This window comes from Streptomyces sp. NBC_01261, assembly GCF_036226385.1.
In the GTDB taxonomy this organism is placed as follows: Bacteria; Actinomycetota; Actinomycetes; order Streptomycetales; family Streptomycetaceae; genus Streptomyces.
The window spans coordinates 801,582-817,531 of sequence record NZ_CP108463.1 but is presented as its reverse complement, the minus strand read 5'-3'; the positions used below and the strand labels follow the sequence as shown (position 1 = coordinate 817,531).

Here is a 15,950-nt window from a genome sequence, read left to right as displayed (position 1 = left end):
CGGCGCTGTTCGAGGTGGATTGCCTCGCTGTCGAGCGCACGGAAATCTGTGTTTGTCGGAGTAGACATTGGCCTCGGGGTGTGGTTATGGTTCTCTCGTAGCCCAGAGAGACAGCAGGGCCTGGCAGACACGAACTGCCGGGCGGTAGTACATGCAAGTGCAGTTCGCAGGACGGTGCGGTGGTGGAGTCGCGAAGCCAGAGTGGTTGCAGGACGGCGACGGGACTGGCGACCGTACCGGGTGGCCCGCAGTGGTCAGGGGCCGCCGTGAGCAGGACCGCAGTTGCAGTACCTGTAAGTGCAGTTCGCGGTACCCAGCAGTGAAGTAATTGAGCGGTACCTCGGTGAAGGCGTCGGCTGCGGACGCGCGCACCGGGAGGTTCGGCAGTGGGGTTCCAAGCCAGGGCAGACGCAGGACGGGCGACGGGGCTGGCTGCCGAAGAGCGGCGCCGTCACAGGCTGCTGAGCAGTTCGCATCATCAGCGGTACGTATCACCAGCAGTACGCAGTACCCCACTTGTAAGCAGTTGACCCCAGAGGGAAGAACGGAGGAGCCGAGCGCCATCAGGATCGCCCGGGCCGACATCTTGAACCCGGGTACCGCAGGACATCGATAGTGAGGTGGTCTCCGGTCAAGCAACCGCGATCCCAGCAGCCCCGGCAGCATTCCGGTCGGGTCTGCGGAAACAGAGGGCCGGCGCAGTACGAGGGCCGGCAGATGGTGTAGCAGTTCCTTCGGGGCCCTGGTGCGACGAGCACCAGGGCCCCTCCACGCGTTCCATGGAGAGGTGCAGATGACAGCAGACGACTCGTTCGGCCGTATCGACGACGACTACCCCGCCTACACGATGGGCGGAGCCGCCGAACTGCTCGGCACCACGCAGGGCTTCCTCCGCGCTCTCGGCGAAGCCCGCCTGATCACGCCGCTCCGCTCCGAGGGCGGCCACCGCCGCTACTCCCGCTACCAGTTGCGCATCGCCGCCCGCGCCCGCGAACTCGTCGACCACGGCACCTCCGTCGAGGCCGCCTGCCGCATCATCATCCTCGAAGACCAGCTCGAAGAAGCCCAGCGCATCAACGAAGAACACCGCCGCACCGCAGAATCGCCGAACCCGGCGACCAGGGCCTGAGACGGCCGAGACCCGCGACTCCTCCTTGAGCTTCGGGGCCGCCGCCCACGCAGGCTGCCCGGAACGCACAGCGTTCCGGGCAACTTCGTCTTCCACGGCACTGGGGCCGAGAGCGCGCCGTGCACGGAGAGCCACTCTCACGATTGCCGACGGCCGTGCCGCGGGTCCCCAAGGAGGAACTCGCGCCGGCCTTTGCCAGGTAGGACAGGCGCCGTAGCTGTGTTACGGAGGTCCCCCCGATCGAGTGAAGCCAGGGTGGGGAGGCCGGGGTCACTGTCGCCGAACTCCTCCTTGGCCGGCGGATCGGCCTCCGATACGACGCCGACGGCACGGCCCTCACCTTCTGTTCTCGCTTGGGTCCGGGCGCGCTCAGCCCCGGCTGCCGGCGCCGTACGGAGCGTACAGGTCCAGCAGCCGGGTCCGGGCGGAGCGGAGGCGGTGGGCGAGTACGTCGCCGACCCATTGGGCGATGGTGCTGCCGATGGCCGGGTCTTCCTCGCACAGCAGGCGGACGGCCGCGGCGTCGAACTCGTACGCCCGCACCGGGGTCGTCGCCTCGGCGCCCAGGTGCCAGGAGTGCGGGGTGAACAGCCAGGACCAGCCGACCAGTTCGTTGTGCCGGAGGGTCTCGATGACGGCCGCGCGGCGGCCCGGCACATGCATGTCGAGCTGGACCGTGCCCGTGCGGATGATCCAGAACCGGTCGGCCCGGCTCCCTTCCTCGAACAGGCGCGTCCCTTGCGGGAAGGAGACCTCGTGGGCGAAGCCCATGAGCCGCTGCTGGTGCTCGACCGGCAGCGCGCGCGGCATGCTGGTCGTGGGGGTGGTGATCATGGCGTGCCTCCCGACGAGACGGGGAACTGTCATGTCCAGCGTGTGCCCGACGCCCGGCGGCCGACCATGGGCCACCCGGTCCACCGGCCGGGCCACTCGGCTCTGAGCAGGGGACTTCCGGCATGCTGTGGCGCCACGGCCTGGGTTGTTCCATGAGTACGTGAGACGACCCGCTGGGTGGAGGGGCGAGCTGGGGTACCTCATTCCCTCCAGACCTCTGAAGGGTGTCGGCGGATCGGTCTGTTCGTCTTGTACCGGGTCGGTGAGGAGATGCCGGCCGCTACCGGAAACTCCGACGTCGAGTTCATGCAATGTCTGCCGGCCCTGCCCGAACCGGAAGTCGTCGACGGCGTGTTCTCCTCACCCGCACCAATCGTCCCGCTCAGTCGGAGAACCGCCCGCATGCCATCGAAGCCGTACGCGTCGCCCTTCTGGAGGACTGAGCCATGCGCATCGTCATCGCCCTCGGCGGCAACGCCCTGCTGCGCCGCGGTGATCGCCCCGACGCGGTCGTTGAGGAGGCGAACATCGACCGGGTGACCACCGCGATCGCCGCCCTCGCCCACGACCACGAGATCGTCATCACCCACGGCAACGGCTCCCAGATCGATCTGCTCGCTGTCGAGAGTGACGCCGACCCGGCCCTGAGTGCCCCCTACCCGCTGGATCTGCTCGGCGCCCAGACCCAGGGCATGATCGGTTCCCTGCTGTTCCGCACCCTGTACGACGCCCTGCCCGGCCGCCGTATCGCCGCGCTGGTCACCCACACCCTCGTCCGGGCCGACGACCCTGCCTTCGAGCACCCCACGAAGTTCGTCGGCCAGGAGTACCCCCACGACATCGCGTCCGAGCTCGCCCGCGAACGCGGCTGGCACATCGGCGCCGACACCACCGGCTGGCGCCGCGTGGTCCCCTCCCCGGCACCCGTACGCGTCCTGGAGACCGACGCCATCCACGACCTGCTGGGCAGCGGCACGCTCGTCATCTGTGCCGGCGGCGGAGGCGTCCCCGTCACCGCTGACCGCGACACCGGCGCGCTCACCGGGGTGGAGGCCGTCGTCGACAAGGACCTCACGGCAGCCCTGGTTGCCGAGCACCTGAAAGCCGACTTCCTGCTCATCCTCACCGACGTGCCCTGTGTCTACACCGGCTATGGCACCCCCGACCAGCAGCCCGTCCTTGGTACCACGCCCGCCGATCTGCGCCGGGGCGGCTTCCCCGAGGGCTCGATGGGCCCCAAGGCCGAGGCCGCCGCCCGGTTCGTCGAACGCACCGGGGGACTGGCCGCGATAGGTGCCCTGGACGCGGCGTATGAGATCGTCCACGGCAGGTCCGGCACGCTTGTGCGCCCGGACCTGCCCGCCGGCTGACGGTCGCCGACCGGAGGGCCGTCCGGCCCTGGCAGGAGGGGGCCGGACGGCCGGGGCCACGTCCCTGTCCGGCTCTCCCCACGACCAGTGCGTCGCACGAGCATGGAGTCAGGGAGACATCCCCGTGCGGAGCAAGGGAGAGAATCGGCGATGACAACGACAGCGGTAGTCGGAACGCGCGCAACCGAGGCATGGCACGGCTTCGTCGGCACGTCGTGGCGCGAGCGTGTCGACGTGCGCGACTTCATCCAGGCCAACTACACGCCGTACGAAGGCGACGCGTCCTTCCTGACCGGCCCCACCGATCGCACGCGCGCCGTCTGGGACAAGGTCAGCGCCCTGTTCCCGGAGGAGCGGCGCAAGGGAGTCCTCGACGTCGACGCGACGACCCCCTCCACGATCACCTCGCACGTGCCCGGTTACATCGACCGGGAACGGGAGTTGATCGTCGGCCTGCAGACCGACGCCCCGCTGAAGCGCGCGATCATGCCCAACGGCGGCCTGCGCATGGTCGAGAACAGCCTGAAGGCGTACGGCTACGAGCCCGACCCGTTCGTCACACGCGTCTTCGGCACCTACCGCAAGACCCACAACGACGGTGTCTTCGACGCGTACACCCCCGACATGCGGGCCGCCCGCAAGGCCGGGATCATCACCGGCCTGCCCGACGCCTACGGCCGCGGCCGGATCGTCGGCGACTACCGGCGCGTGGCGCTGTACGGCACGGAGCGGCTGATCGGGGCCAAGAAGGCCGAGCGGGCCCTGCTCGACGCCTGCGCCTCCTCCGTCGAGGTCATCCGCGATCGGGAGGAACTCGCCGAGCAGACAAGGGCGTTGGGTGAACTGACGCGGATGGCGGCGACGTACGGCTGCGACGTCTCGCGCCCCGCCGCCACCGCCCACGAGGCTGTGCAGTGGCTCTACCTCGGTTACCTGGCTGCCGTGAAGGAGCAGAACGGCGCCGCGATGTCGCTCGGCCGCACCTCCACCTTCCTCGACGTCTACCTCCAACGCGACCTGGACGAAGGTGTGTTGGACGAGTCCGGTGCCCAGGAGCTGATCGACGACTTCGTGATCAAGCTGCGGATCGTACGGTTCCTGCGCACCCCCGAGTACGACGCCCTGTTCTCCGGCGACCCGACCTGGGTGACGGAGGCCATCGGCGGTATGGGCGAGGACGGACGCACCCTGGTCACCCGCACGTCCTTCCGCTTCCTGCAGACCCTCTACAACCTCGGCCCCGCCCCCGAACCCAACCTGACGGTTCTGTGGTCGCCCCAACTGCCCCACGCCTTCAAGGAGTTCTGCGTCCAGGTCTCGATCGACACCAGTGCCGTGCAGTACGAGTCCGACGAGCTGATGCGGCCTCGGACTGGTGACGACACAGCGATCGCCTGCTGTGTGTCGGCGATGGCGGTGGGCAAGCAGATGCAGTTCTTCGGAGCGCGGGTCAACCTGGCCAAGGCGCTGCTGTACGCGGTCAACGGCGGCCGGGACGAGATGACCGGCGAACAGATCTCACCCGAAGCGCCTCGGCTGACAGGGGATTACCTGGACTACGCGGAGCTGTCGGCGGCCTACGATCGCGTCCTGGACTGGCTGGCCCGGACCTACGTCAACGCGCTCAACGTCATCCACTACATGCACGACAAGTACGCCTACGAACGCATCGAGATGGCGCTGCACGACTACCCCGTGCACCGCTTCATGGCCTGCGGCATCGCCGGGCTGTCGGTCGCCTCGGACAGCCTGTCCGCCGTCAAGCACGCACGGGTGAAGGTGTTCCGGGACGCCACCGGCCTCGCCGTCGACTTCCGCACCGAGGGCGACTTCCCGGCGTACGGCAACAACGACGACCGCGCCGACAGCATCGCCGTAGGACTCGTCGAGTCCTTCATGGCGAAGGTGCGCCAGTACCCCACCTACCGCGGCGCCGAACACACCCAGTCGGTGCTGACGATCACCTCGAACGTCGTCTACGGCAAGCACACCGGCAACACCCCCGACGGCCGGCGCACCGGAGCGCCCTTCGCCCCGGGCGCCAACCCGATGAACGGCCGCGACCGGCACGGGGTCGCCGCCTCCATGCTCTCGGTGGCAAAGCTGCCGTACGAACAGGCCCGTGACGGCATCTCGCTGACGACGAACATCACCCCGGAGGGGCTCGGTCACCGCCCCGAGGAACGCGCCGGGCACCTGGTGGGCATCCTCGATGCCTATATGGCGGCGGGCGGCTTCCACATGAACGTGAACGTACTTGACCGCTCCACGCTGCAAGACGCCATGGAACACCCGGACAAGTACCCGGACTTGACGATCCGGGTGTCCGGTTACGCCGTCAACTTCGTCCGCCTGACCCGCGAGCAGCAGCTCGACGTGATCAGCCGCACCTTCCACGGATCGCTGTGAGCACCGTCCGGGCCCTGACGACCGGCCGGATCCACTCATGGGACCTGTCCACCGGCGTGGACGGCCCCGGGACCCGGTTCGTCCTCTTCGTCTCCGGCTGTCCGCTGCGGTGCCTGTACTGCGCCAACCCCGACACCTGGCACATGCGTGACGGGCGGGAGGCGACGGTCGACGAGGTGATGGCGGAGATCGAGAAGTACCGCGCCTTCATCACCATCGCCGGCGGCGGGGTGACCCTCACGGGCGGCGAGCCACTGTTGCAGTCCGCCTTCAGTGGCGAGATCCTGCGCCGCTGCAAGGCGGCGGGCCTGCACACCGCGCTCGACACCTCCGGCTTCCTCGGCGCCCGCGCCACCGACGAACTCCTCGCCGACACCGACCTGGTGCTCCTCGATATCAAGTCCTTCGACCTCACGGCCTACCGCCACCTGACGGGCGGTGAACTCGCCCCCACCCTGAACTTCGCCACCCGCCTCGACCGGCTCGGGGTCCCGATGTGGATCAGGTACGTCCTGGTACCCGGCCGGACGGACGACGCGGAATCCGTGGACGGCCTTGCCGCCTTCGTCGCGGGACTCGGCACGGTCGACCGCGTGGACATCCTGCCGTTCCACAAACTGGGCGCCGCGAAGTACGAGGCCCTCGGCGTTCCGTTCCCGCTGCGCGACAGCCCCGTCCCCACTCCCGAACTGGTCGAACGTGTCCGTGGACAGTTCCGGGCGCACGCTCTGTCGGCCTACTGATCGCGGCACCGAGCACGACAGGCGGCCACGGCGGCCGGGAAGGTCGGGAAGATCAGGTCCGCCCCGGTGGAGTCCGCGAGACCGTACGACGTGAGATCGGCCATGACCTCCTGCTTGACGCGGGCGAGGGTGAACACGACGCCGCGGTGGGTGAGTTCGTGGCGCAGTTCGTCGGCCGCGTCGAGTGCGGTGATGTCCCCCTCGACGTCGGTCTCGGCACCCATCCAGAGCAGACGTGAAGACCCGAACAGCGAGTACAGAGCGAGGTCGAGCAGGATCGCCCGCAGTCCGGCAACCGGCGTGAGCTGCGGCACCAGGCAGCCTCCCCCGGGGACATGAGCCACATTTCCCGGATCGGTCTCAGGATCCACCGGCAGCGCACGGCCGTGACAGGCGAGGTGTGTCCGGGGCACCGGCTGCCGGGCAGGCACCCCAACAGTCCCTGCAGACAGGGCCGTTCAGCCCCGCAGCCACGGACCTTCGGCATCCGGCGCCGGCCGCCCCGCGAGACAAGAGTGAGGAGCGTCAGACACCGACCGGACGACAGTCCCACTCTCCCCGAAGGGATCACCACCATGGCCGTTCACGAGCCCCCTCACCGCAGCCAGGGCTTCCACCTGCCGTCCTCTCGCAGCAACGGGACCGCCCCTGCCTCCGTCTCCGAGTCCGCCGTGTCGGCACACAGTGACACCCACGCCGCACGGGCCTACGCCTTCGCGTCGCTGCGCCTACTCACCGGGTTCGTCTTCCTGTGGGCCTTCCTCGACAAGACCTTCGGCCTCGGCTACGCCACCCCCTCCGACAAGGGCTGGATCGACGGCGGCTCGCCGACCAAGGGCTTCCTGAGCTCCGTCGCCGCGGGGCCGATGGAGTCCACGTTCCACACCTGGGCCGGGGCCACCTCGGTCGACTGGCTGTTCATGCTAGGTCTGCTCGGCATCGGGGTCGCGCTCATCGCCGGCGTCGCACTGCGCTTCGCGGCCGTCGCGGGCACCTTGATGATGGCGTTCATGTGGCTGGCCGAGTGGCCGCCCGCCCAGCACCTCTCGGACGGCTCGCCGAGCATGTCGTCGAACCCGTTCGTGGACTACCACCTCATCTACGCCGTCGCCCTGATCGTCCTGGCCGCTGTCGCCGCCGGCGACACCCTCGGCCTCGGCAGGCTCTGGGCGAAGCTCCCGCTGGTCCGTCGTAGCCACTGGCTGCGGTGATCGCGGGAGGGGCGGCGGGCTCGTCGGTGGGCCCGCCGTGCCGAACACCGGCCAGGGCCGCTCGGTCCCTCGCAGGGACCTGTGGCCCCTGCCCGGCGCCTCGTCCGAGGACCAAGCTCGAATCAGGACCCCCCGATTCAGAAGGTGGACATCATGACCCGCACCGTCACCGTCGGACTCGACGGCTCCGCCGAGAGCCGGGCGGCGGCCGAGTGGGCCGCCCGCGAGGCACGGCTGCTCGGCCTGCCGCTGAAACTGGTCCAGGTCTGGGAGCCCGTACCGGCGCCCATGGCGCAGGCACCGCTACTCGGAGCCGGGACGCAGCAGTACTGGACCGAGAGGATTCCCCGCGAGACGGGCGAGGGCGTTCGGCTGCGCCACCCCGGCCTCGACGTGACCACTGAACAGCTGTCCGGCCCGCCCGCCGACGTATTGGCGCGCACCGCGAAGGACGCGGAGCTGCTCGTTCTCGGCTCCCGGGGACTGGGCGGGATCGGCGGGTTCATGGTCGGCTCGGTCGGGCTGTCGGTCGTGGCGCATGCCGACCGGCCGGTGGTGTTCGTCCGCGCCGGGGAACAGGCCGCCGACGAACACGCGATGGATCCGGCCGGCATCCCGTCCGCGGCAACCCCGTTCCGGCCCGTCGTCCTCGGCCTCGACATCGAGAGCCCCGACGACGAACTCATCGGGTTCGCGTTCGCCGCGGCCGCCCGCCGTGGCACCTTCCTGCGCGTCGTGCACGGCTGGAACCCGCCCGCCTACTACGCCTACGGCCTCCCCGTGGACCTCGAAGTGCAGGATGCCCTGGCACTGCGCGAATCCACCGCCCTCACCGAGGTCCTGCGCCCGTGGACCGAGAAGTTCCCGGAGACCGCGGTCACCGAGGAGTGCCCCTACGGCACCCCCGGCAGCCACCTCGTCGACGCCTCCCGTGAGGCATCTCTGGTCGTCGTCGGCCGCCGCGTCCGCCGCGGCCCGCTCGGCGCCCACATCGGCTCCGTCACCCACGCCGTCCTGCACCACTCCACCGCCCCCGTCGCCGTCGTCCCGCACGACTGACCCACACCTGAGGAGCAGCAATCATGAAGGCAGCGGTCGTACGAGCCTTCGGCGAACCCCTCGTCATCGAGGACCGCCCCGACCCCGAGCCCGGCCCCGGCCAGGTCCGCGTGCGCGTCGAGGCGTCCGGGCTGTGCCACACCGACATCCACGCCGCCCACGGCGACTGGCCCGTCAAGCCGAACCCGCCATTCGTCCCCGGCCACGAAGGCGTCGGCCTCGTCGAGAAGCTCGGCGACGGCGTCACCCATCTGTCCGTCGGGCAGCGGGTGGCCGTGCCGTGGCTCGGCTGGGCCTGCCGGCGGTGCGAGCACTGCCTGTCCGGCTGGGAGACGCTGTGCGAGCAGCAGATCAACACCGGCTACGGCTGTGACGGCGGGTACGCCGAGAAGATGCTGGCCCGGGCCGACTTCGCCCAGCCGGTGCCCGACGGCGTGAGTGCCGTGGACGCCGCCCCGCTGAGCTGCGCCGGCGTCACCACGTACAAGGCCGTCAAGGTCGCCGGAGTGCGGCCCGCGCAGCTCGTCGCGATCTCCGGGATCGGCGGGCTCGGTCACCTGGCGGTGCAGTACGCGAAGATCGCCGGGGCCACCGTCGCCGCGATCGACGTCACCGACGAGAAACTCGAACTCGCCACCGCACTCGGTGCGGACCTCGTCATCGACGCCCGCAAGGACGACGTCGCAGAGGTCCTCAAGCAACACGGCGGCGCGCACGCGGCGATCGCCCTTGCCGTGAACGAGTCCGCGTTCGCCGCCGTCAACTCCGGTCTGCGGCGCGGCGGCAAGCTCGTCATGGTCGCCATGCCCGCGCACGGCACCATCCAGGTCCCGATCTTCGACACCGTGCTGAACGGCACCTCGGTCATCGGCTCGATCGTCGGCACCCGGCAGGACCTCACCGAGGTCTTCCAGCTGCACGCGGCCGGCCGGACCAAGGTGATCAGCGAGACGCGCCCGCTGGACACCGTCAACGAGTCCATCGGCGACGTGCTGCGCGGCGACGTCAGGGCCCGGATCGTCTTCGACCTCGGCACGGGACGGTGAGGACGATGGACCTCCCGGTCGTCGTCGGAGTCGACGGCTCCGAGCCAAGCCTGCGAGCTGTCGACTGGGCCGCAGACGAGGCCGTACTGCGCGGGGCGCCGCTACGGCTGGTGTACGCGTCTCTGTGGGAACGGTACGAGGGCACCTTGCTCGCCACGGACCTGGACAAGCCGTCCGAGCAGGTGCGAGCCGAGGACATCGTCGATACGGCAGCCCGGCGCGCTCATCACCGACAGCCCGACGTGAAGGTCTCCACCGGCGTACTGCCCGAGGAACCCGAGTACGCGCTGGTCCGGGAGAGCCGGACCGCCTCGCTACTGGTGACGGGCACGCGTGGCCGCAGCGGGCTCGCCGAGACACTGCTGGGCTCGGTGAGCCTGATCGTGGCCGGGCACGCGCAGTGTCCGATGGTCGTCGTACGCGGCAACCACGACGCCCAGGCCCCGACCGGCACGCACGGCCGTGTCGTCGTGGGTGTCGGAGAGAAGCCGGCGGGCTCGGCGGCGGTGCGCTTCGCCTACGAGGAGGCGAGGCGACGTGGGGTGCCGGTGGACGCCGTACGCGCCTGGCGGTGGCCCGCGCGTGAGAGCACCGATTTTCCACTGCTCGCCGGAGAACTCACCCGACTGCACGAACAGCAGGCGGTGGAAGTCCTGGAAGCGGCGTTCCAGGACGCTCCCGCCGATGTCGTGTCACACCGCCGTGTGGTCGAGGGCCGCACCCGGACCGTGCTCGTGGACGCATCGCGGGACGCGGACCTTCTGGTCATCGGAGCCAAGCGTCGCCCTGGGCACTACGGGCTCCAACTGGGCCGGGTGGCCCACGGGGTGCTGCACCACTCCGCCTGCCCTGTCGTGATCGTGCCCGAGCGGGTGTGAGCGCCGGAGGGTCCGGGGCACGGCGGTTTCTCGCACCCGGACGCCGACTTCGTCGACCAGGTTCTCGACAAGAGCCCTGAGGTCGTGCGCGACTACGCGCCGCCCTACGCCAGCAGACAGTCGGCGTCTGAACCCGCCACCTGGTCTGGATCCGCGAGCACGACACCGATCTGCCCGAGGTCGTGGACCAGCCCTTGAACGCCTCAACCGACCGCTCACCCAAAGGAGTTCACCCTTATGACCGTACGCGTCGGCATCAACGGCTTCGGCCGCATAGGCCGCACCTATCTGCGCGCGGCACTCGACCGCGCCGAGGCGGGCACCCAGGACGTCGAGGTGGTCGCGATCAACGACATCGCCTCACCCGCCACCCTGGCCCACCTGCTGGAGTACGACTCGACGTTCGGCCGCATCGGCCGCGACGTCCAGCACGACGACAGCTCCATCACGGTCGACGGGCTACGCATCGCCGTCACCGCCGAACGCGACCCGGCCGCCCTGCACTGGTCCGACTACGGCGCCGGCGTCGTCGTCGAGTGCACCGGCCGCTTCCGCGACCGCGACTCCGCGGCCCTGCACCTCAAGAGCGGCGCCCATACCGTGCTGTTGTCGGCGCCGGGCAAGGATGTGGACGCCACCATCGTCCTGGGCGTCAACGACGACACGTACGACCGCCATCGCGACCGGATCGTCTCCGCCGCCTCCTGCACCACCAACTGCGTCGCACCGATGATGAAGGTGCTCCACGACGCCTTCGGTGTCGAGCGCGGCATGATGACCACCATCCACGCCTACACCAACGACCAGTCCCTCCTCGACGGCCCGCACAAGGACCTGCGCCGCGCCCGCTCGGCCGCACTGAACATCATCCCGACCAGCACCGGCGCCGCCCGCGCGGTCGGCCTCGTCATACCGGAGCTGGCAGGGGCGCTGGACGGCATCGCCGTCAGAGTCCCCGTCGAGGACGGCTCGCTCACCGACCTCGCCGTGGTCCTGAACCGCGAGGTCACCGCGGATGAGGTCAACGAGGCGTTCACCGTGGCCGCCGAGGGACCTCTCAACGGCATCCTCCGGGTGTCGAAGGCGCCCATCGTGTCCCGTGACGTCATCGGGGATCCCGCCTCCTGCGTCTTCGACCCGGCCCTCACCCAGGCCAACGGCACGCTCGTCAAGGTCTTCGGCTGGTACGACAACGAGTGGGGCTACACCAACCGTCTCCTCGACCTCACAGCCCTCGTCGCCGACGACTGACACGTCCCGGAGGGGACCGGCGCCGTGGGACGCCGGTCCCCTCCGCATGTCACGGACGACCGGCGGAAAAGGTTGGGCCGACCGGCCCCCGATACACCCCGGACAGCCCATGGGACCCCTCGCCGATCCGCTGGATGCTCGAAGTGCCGGACAAAGCCCTGGAGGAGACCCCTGATGACGGACGACGTGCTCAACCGATCCCCGGTCCACGCGCTGCTCGCGGACGGCACCACTGTGTGCGTCCGCCCCGTGGCGCCAGGAGATCACGATCAACTGGACCGGTTCTACGAGGAGTTGTCTCCGGAGAACCTGCGGCTCAGGTTCTTCGCGGCGAGCCGGCGGTCGGGAGCCCTGGCCGCCGACCGGGCCAGCACCCAGTCCCACCCGGGCTATCGCGCCCTACTGGCCGAGACCCAGGGCCGGATCATCGGCCTTGCCGAGTACGACACGGGGGGCGACGCCAAGGACTCCGCGGAGATATCCATCGCCGTCGCCGACGGCCTGCACCACCGTGGTGTCGGCACCCTGCTCGTCGAGCACCTGGTCTCCGCGGCCCGTGCCGAGGGCATCGTCACCTTCACCGCCGACGCGCTCAGCGAGAACCACGAGGTGCTCCGCCTCTTCGCCGACCTCGGGCTGCGCACGGAGCGCCGCTTCGAGGGCCCCGAGATGCGCTGCACCATCCGGCTCACCGAGGACGACACCTACCTCTCCGCCGTGGAGGCCCGGAGCCGGGCAGCCGACGTGGCCAGCCTTACGCCCTTGTTCCGGCCGGGCGTCGTAGCGGTCGTCGGTGCCGGACGCCGGCCCGGCTCGATCGGCCGCGCGATCCTCCACCACCTGCACTCCGGCGGATTCACCCGGCGCCTCTTCGCGGTGAACCCGAGTGCCACCTCCATCCTGGGCATCCCGTCCCACCCTTCCGTCAGCGCCCTGCCCAGGACGCCGGACCTGGTGGTCGTCGCCGTACCCGCCGCCGCGGTCCCGGCCACCGCCGAGGAGAGCGGCAAGGCCGGTGTGCGGGCCCTGCTCGTGGTGACCGCCGGTCTCGACAGCCATCAGTCGCAGGCGCTGCTGACCGCATGCCGTACCTACGGCATGCGCTTGGTGGGCCCCAACTGCCTGGGCATCTCCAACACCGATCCGGAACTGCGGCTCGACGCCACCTTCGCCGCCAACCACCCGAGCCCCGGCACGGCGGGCGTCGCCGTGCAGTCTGGCGGCGTCGGGATCGCCCTGCTCGAAGGCCTGTCCCGACTGGGCATCGGCGTCTCGTCGTTCGCCGCCCTCGGCGACAAGTACGACGTCAGCGGCAACGACATGCTCCAGTGGTGGGAGAGCGACGGCACCACCGACCTCGCTCTGCTGCACCTGGAGTCCTTCGGCAACCCGCAGGCCTTCTCCCGGACCGCACGCCGGGTGACCCGCCGCATGCCGGTGCTCACCGTCGACGCCGGCCGCACCGACGCGGGCCGCCGAGCCGCGGCCTCGCGCACCGCGGCCGCCGCCACCCGCACCATGACCCGCCAGGCCCTGTTCACCCAGGCCGGCATCACCGCGACCCGCTCGATCGGTGAACTTCTGGAAACCGCGGCCCTGTTGCACTCCCAGCCGTTGCCCGAGGGTTCCCGGGTCGCGATCGTCACCAACGCGGGCGCCGTGGGCGTCCTGGCCGTAGACGCCTGCGCCGAGGCAGGTCTCACCCTGCCGCCGCTGAGCCCCGAGACGGTCGCCGACCTGGTCGCCGTACTGCCCGAGGGGGCTGCGGTCGGAAACCCGGTCGACGCCACCGCCGCGGTGAGCGAGGAAGAGCTCGGCGCGTGCCTGGACCGGCTCGTGAAGTGCCCGGGCATCGACTCGGTGCTGGTGGCCCTCGTCCCCACCGCGGTCGCCGAGGCGACCGGCGACGACCTGGTCCGGGCGCTCACCCGGGCACCCGCACGCCGGGCCCGGCCGGTCGCCGTCGTACGCCTGGAACAAGCCCTGCCGGTCGAGCTGTTGCCCGCCGGCGGCGGCACGATCCCCTCGTACGCCGAACCGCACACGGCGGCCCGCGCACTCGCCCATGCCGCCCACCGTGCGGCCTGGCTCGCCCGTCCCGCGGGCACCGTTCCGGAACTCTCGGACGTCGACACCCAACGGGCACACACGATCGTCGAGGACCATCTGCGGGCGCATCCGGACGGCGGCCTGCTCGACCCGCGCACCTGCGCCGACCTACTGGCCTGTTACGGCATCCCGCAGATCCCGTGGGCCTGGGCCGAGACCGAGGACGACGCCGCCCTGGCCGCGGAACGGCTGCGCGGCTTCGACGGACGCGTGGTCATGAAGGCGCACTGGCCCGGCCTTGTGCACAAGACGCAGCAGCACGCGGTCCACCTCGACCTGCGGGGCGACTCCCAAGTCCGGGCCGCGTTCCGGGACTTGGAGACGCGATTCGCGAGCCTGATGACCGGGGTGGTCATACAGCCGCTCGCCGCCCGCGGCACCGAACTGTTCGCCGGCGTCGTCCAGGACGAGGTCTTCGGACCGCTCGTCTTGTTCGGACTCGGCGGAACGGCCACCGAGGTACTCGCCGACCTCCCCCAGTCTCGGCTTCGCTCGACCGGGGGGACCCCCATGGCCCGGCTCGCCCCGCTCACCGACCATGACGTGCACGACCTGATCACGTCCCCGCGCTGCGCCCCACTGCTGTTCGGCGCGGACGCCAGCGGCCCCGTAGATCTGTATGCCCTGGAACAACTGCTGCTGCGACTGTCCCGGATGGCGAGCGACCTGCCGCAGCTCGCCGAGGCCGACTTCAACCCGGTGCTCGCGGCACCGGACCAGGTCACCGTGCTCGACGCACGCGTCCGCCTGCTGCCGCGCCCGCCCCACGACCCCTACCTGCGTCGACTCCGCTGAGGAGAATCAGCCATGAAGCACAACAAGGTCGGCTCCGTGATGACCAGTGACGTCGTCCGAGCCGAATACGGCACCCCGTTCAAGGAGGTGGCGAGACTGCTCGCCGCCCACCGGATCAGCGGACTGCCCGTCGTCGACGAGGACGACAAGGTGATCGGGGTCATCTCCGAAACGGACCTCATGGTCCGTCAGGCGACGACCCCCGACCCCTACGAACCCCCACGCCGTCGGCGGTTCGCCGCGCTGACACGCGGCGGTCGGCAGCAGACCACGAAGACCGAGGCCCGTACGGCAGGTCGGCTGATGACCGAGCCGCCGGTCACCGTGCACGCCGACGACACCATCGTCGAGGCCGCCCGGACCATGGCCCAGCATCGCGTCGAGCGGCTGCCGATTCTCGACGAGGCGGACCGGCTGGTCGGCATCGTCACCCGCCGCGACCTGCTCCAGGTCTTCCTGCGGCCCGACTCGGAGATCCATGAAGAGGTCGTCCAGGACGTGCTCGGGCGCACCCTGTGGGTGCCGCCCCACGGCATAGACGTCTCCGTGACGGAAGGGGTTGTCACCCTCACCGGCCAGCTGGAGCGCAGGAGTGAGACGGATATCGCCGTCTCGATGACCCGCCAGATCGACGGCGTGGTCGCTGTGGTCGACAAACTCACCCACCGGCTGGACGACGCACGGGTGCGGGCCGACGAGCACGCACTGCACGGCGTGAGCGACGACTGGCTGCGCGGGCTGTGAGAGGAGGTGGAACGTCATGAGACGGGGCACCGAGTGGGAGGTGCCGTGCATCGCTTGCGGGGACGGTCAGTTGAAGCAGCGCCTGGGAACAGTGAGTGTGGCGGCCGCCGCCCTTCGTCGGCGATGGCGGCGGCCGCCTGTCGCGAGGACCCGTGTCTTCGCTGGCACGAGACCTCACGCGGGATCGTCCTCACCGCGCCTGGGGCGTGCGGAAGTTCGCCCCACTTGAGTGGGCCGGAGGACGAGGGATCGGGGTCCGCGGAATGGTTCACTGGGTGCGGGCTCTGGTGCCCTGCCTGTGTGGTCGTCCTCCGGGCGCGGGGGCACGGGGGCAGACGGTGGGCCGCGTCAGCGGGCCGACGGGTTTCAGGT

At 70.2% G+C, this 15,950-nt stretch carries 13 protein-coding genes and 1 pseudogene; 12 read left to right on the top strand and 2 right to left on the bottom strand.

Annotation, left to right across the window (positions count from 1 at the left end):
• The first annotated feature begins 793 nt into the window (after nucleotides 1-793).
• Complete coding sequence (locus tag OG226_RS03545) at nucleotides 794-1,129, top strand: MerR family transcriptional regulator (RefSeq protein WP_329347850.1); 336 nt, start codon at nucleotides 794-796, stop codon at nucleotides 1,127-1,129.
• A 369-nt stretch (nucleotides 1,130-1,498) separates the two neighbouring features.
• On the opposite strand, the gene OG226_RS03540 is transcribed toward OG226_RS03545, so the two are convergent.
• Nucleotides 1,499-1,963: a Crp/Fnr family transcriptional regulator gene (locus OG226_RS03540; RefSeq protein ID WP_329347849.1), complete on the bottom strand. Its 465-nt coding sequence runs from the start codon at nucleotides 1,961-1,963 to the stop codon at nucleotides 1,499-1,501.
• 446 nt (nucleotides 1,964-2,409) lie between these two features.
• Here OG226_RS03540 and OG226_RS03535 point away from each other — a divergent pair, with 446 nt between their 5' ends.
• The 3 genes from OG226_RS03535 (at nucleotide 2,410) to pflA (ending at nucleotide 6,485) form a co-directional block, all read left to right on the top strand.
• On the top strand, nucleotides 2,410-3,333 hold the full coding sequence (locus OG226_RS03535) for a carbamate kinase (protein ID WP_329347848.1): 924 nt from the start codon (nucleotides 2,410-2,412) through the stop codon (nucleotides 3,331-3,333).
• Between the two features lie 150 nt (nucleotides 3,334-3,483).
• The gene (gene pflB, locus OG226_RS03530; protein WP_329347847.1) at nucleotides 3,484-5,742 is read left to right on the top strand and encodes a formate C-acetyltransferase; all 2,259 of its coding nucleotides are present in this window, start codon (nucleotides 3,484-3,486) and stop codon (nucleotides 5,740-5,742) included.
• Complete coding sequence (pflA, locus tag OG226_RS03525) at nucleotides 5,739-6,485, top strand: pyruvate formate-lyase-activating protein (protein ID WP_329347846.1); 747 nt, start codon at nucleotides 5,739-5,741, stop codon at nucleotides 6,483-6,485. The genes pflB and pflA overlap by 4 nt, the downstream gene beginning before the upstream one ends.
• Here the strand turns inward: pflA and OG226_RS03520 are convergent.
• On the bottom strand, nucleotides 6,479-6,799 hold the full coding sequence (locus OG226_RS03520; protein ID WP_329347845.1) for a hypothetical protein: 321 nt from the start codon (nucleotides 6,797-6,799) through the stop codon (nucleotides 6,479-6,481). The genes pflA and OG226_RS03520 overlap by 7 nt on opposite strands.
• Before the next feature lie 261 nt (nucleotides 6,800-7,060).
• On the opposite strand from OG226_RS03520, the gene OG226_RS03515 reads away from it, so the two are divergent.
• From OG226_RS03515 to OG226_RS03485, 8 genes and pseudogenes are all read left to right on the top strand, one after another.
• On the top strand, nucleotides 7,061-7,696 hold the full coding sequence (locus OG226_RS03515) for a hypothetical protein (protein ID WP_329347844.1): 636 nt from the start codon (nucleotides 7,061-7,063) through the stop codon (nucleotides 7,694-7,696).
• 153 nt (nucleotides 7,697-7,849) lie between these two features.
• Nucleotides 7,850-8,755, top strand: coding sequence for a universal stress protein (locus tag OG226_RS03510; RefSeq protein WP_329347843.1), 906 nt, complete (start codon nucleotides 7,850-7,852; stop codon nucleotides 8,753-8,755).
• A 23-nt stretch (nucleotides 8,756-8,778) separates the two neighbouring features.
• Complete coding sequence (locus OG226_RS03505; RefSeq protein WP_329347842.1) at nucleotides 8,779-9,801, top strand: zinc-dependent alcohol dehydrogenase; 1,023 nt, start codon at nucleotides 8,779-8,781, stop codon at nucleotides 9,799-9,801.
• 5 nt (nucleotides 9,802-9,806) lie between these two features.
• The gene (locus tag OG226_RS03500; protein WP_329347841.1) at nucleotides 9,807-10,679 is read left to right on the top strand and encodes a universal stress protein; all 873 of its coding nucleotides are present in this window, start codon (nucleotides 9,807-9,809) and stop codon (nucleotides 10,677-10,679) included.
• An 18-nt stretch (nucleotides 10,680-10,697) separates the two neighbouring features.
• Nucleotides 10,698-10,793 (top strand): annotated as a pseudogene (locus OG226_RS51500) (hypothetical protein); the annotation flags it as partial.
• 123 nt (nucleotides 10,794-10,916) lie between these two features.
• Complete coding sequence (gene gap / locus OG226_RS03495; RefSeq protein WP_329347840.1) at nucleotides 10,917-11,930, top strand: type I glyceraldehyde-3-phosphate dehydrogenase; 1,014 nt, start codon at nucleotides 10,917-10,919, stop codon at nucleotides 11,928-11,930.
• A 174-nt stretch (nucleotides 11,931-12,104) separates the two neighbouring features.
• Nucleotides 12,105-14,834, top strand: coding sequence for a bifunctional acetate--CoA ligase family protein/GNAT family N-acetyltransferase (locus OG226_RS03490; protein WP_329347839.1), 2,730 nt, complete (start codon nucleotides 12,105-12,107; stop codon nucleotides 14,832-14,834).
• Nucleotides 14,835-14,846: 12 nt separating this feature from the next.
• A complete protein-coding gene (locus OG226_RS03485; RefSeq protein WP_329347838.1) occupies nucleotides 14,847-15,578 on the top strand; it encodes a CBS domain-containing protein in 732 nt (243 codons plus the stop codon).
• The last annotated feature ends 372 nt before the right edge of the window (nucleotides 15,579-15,950 follow it).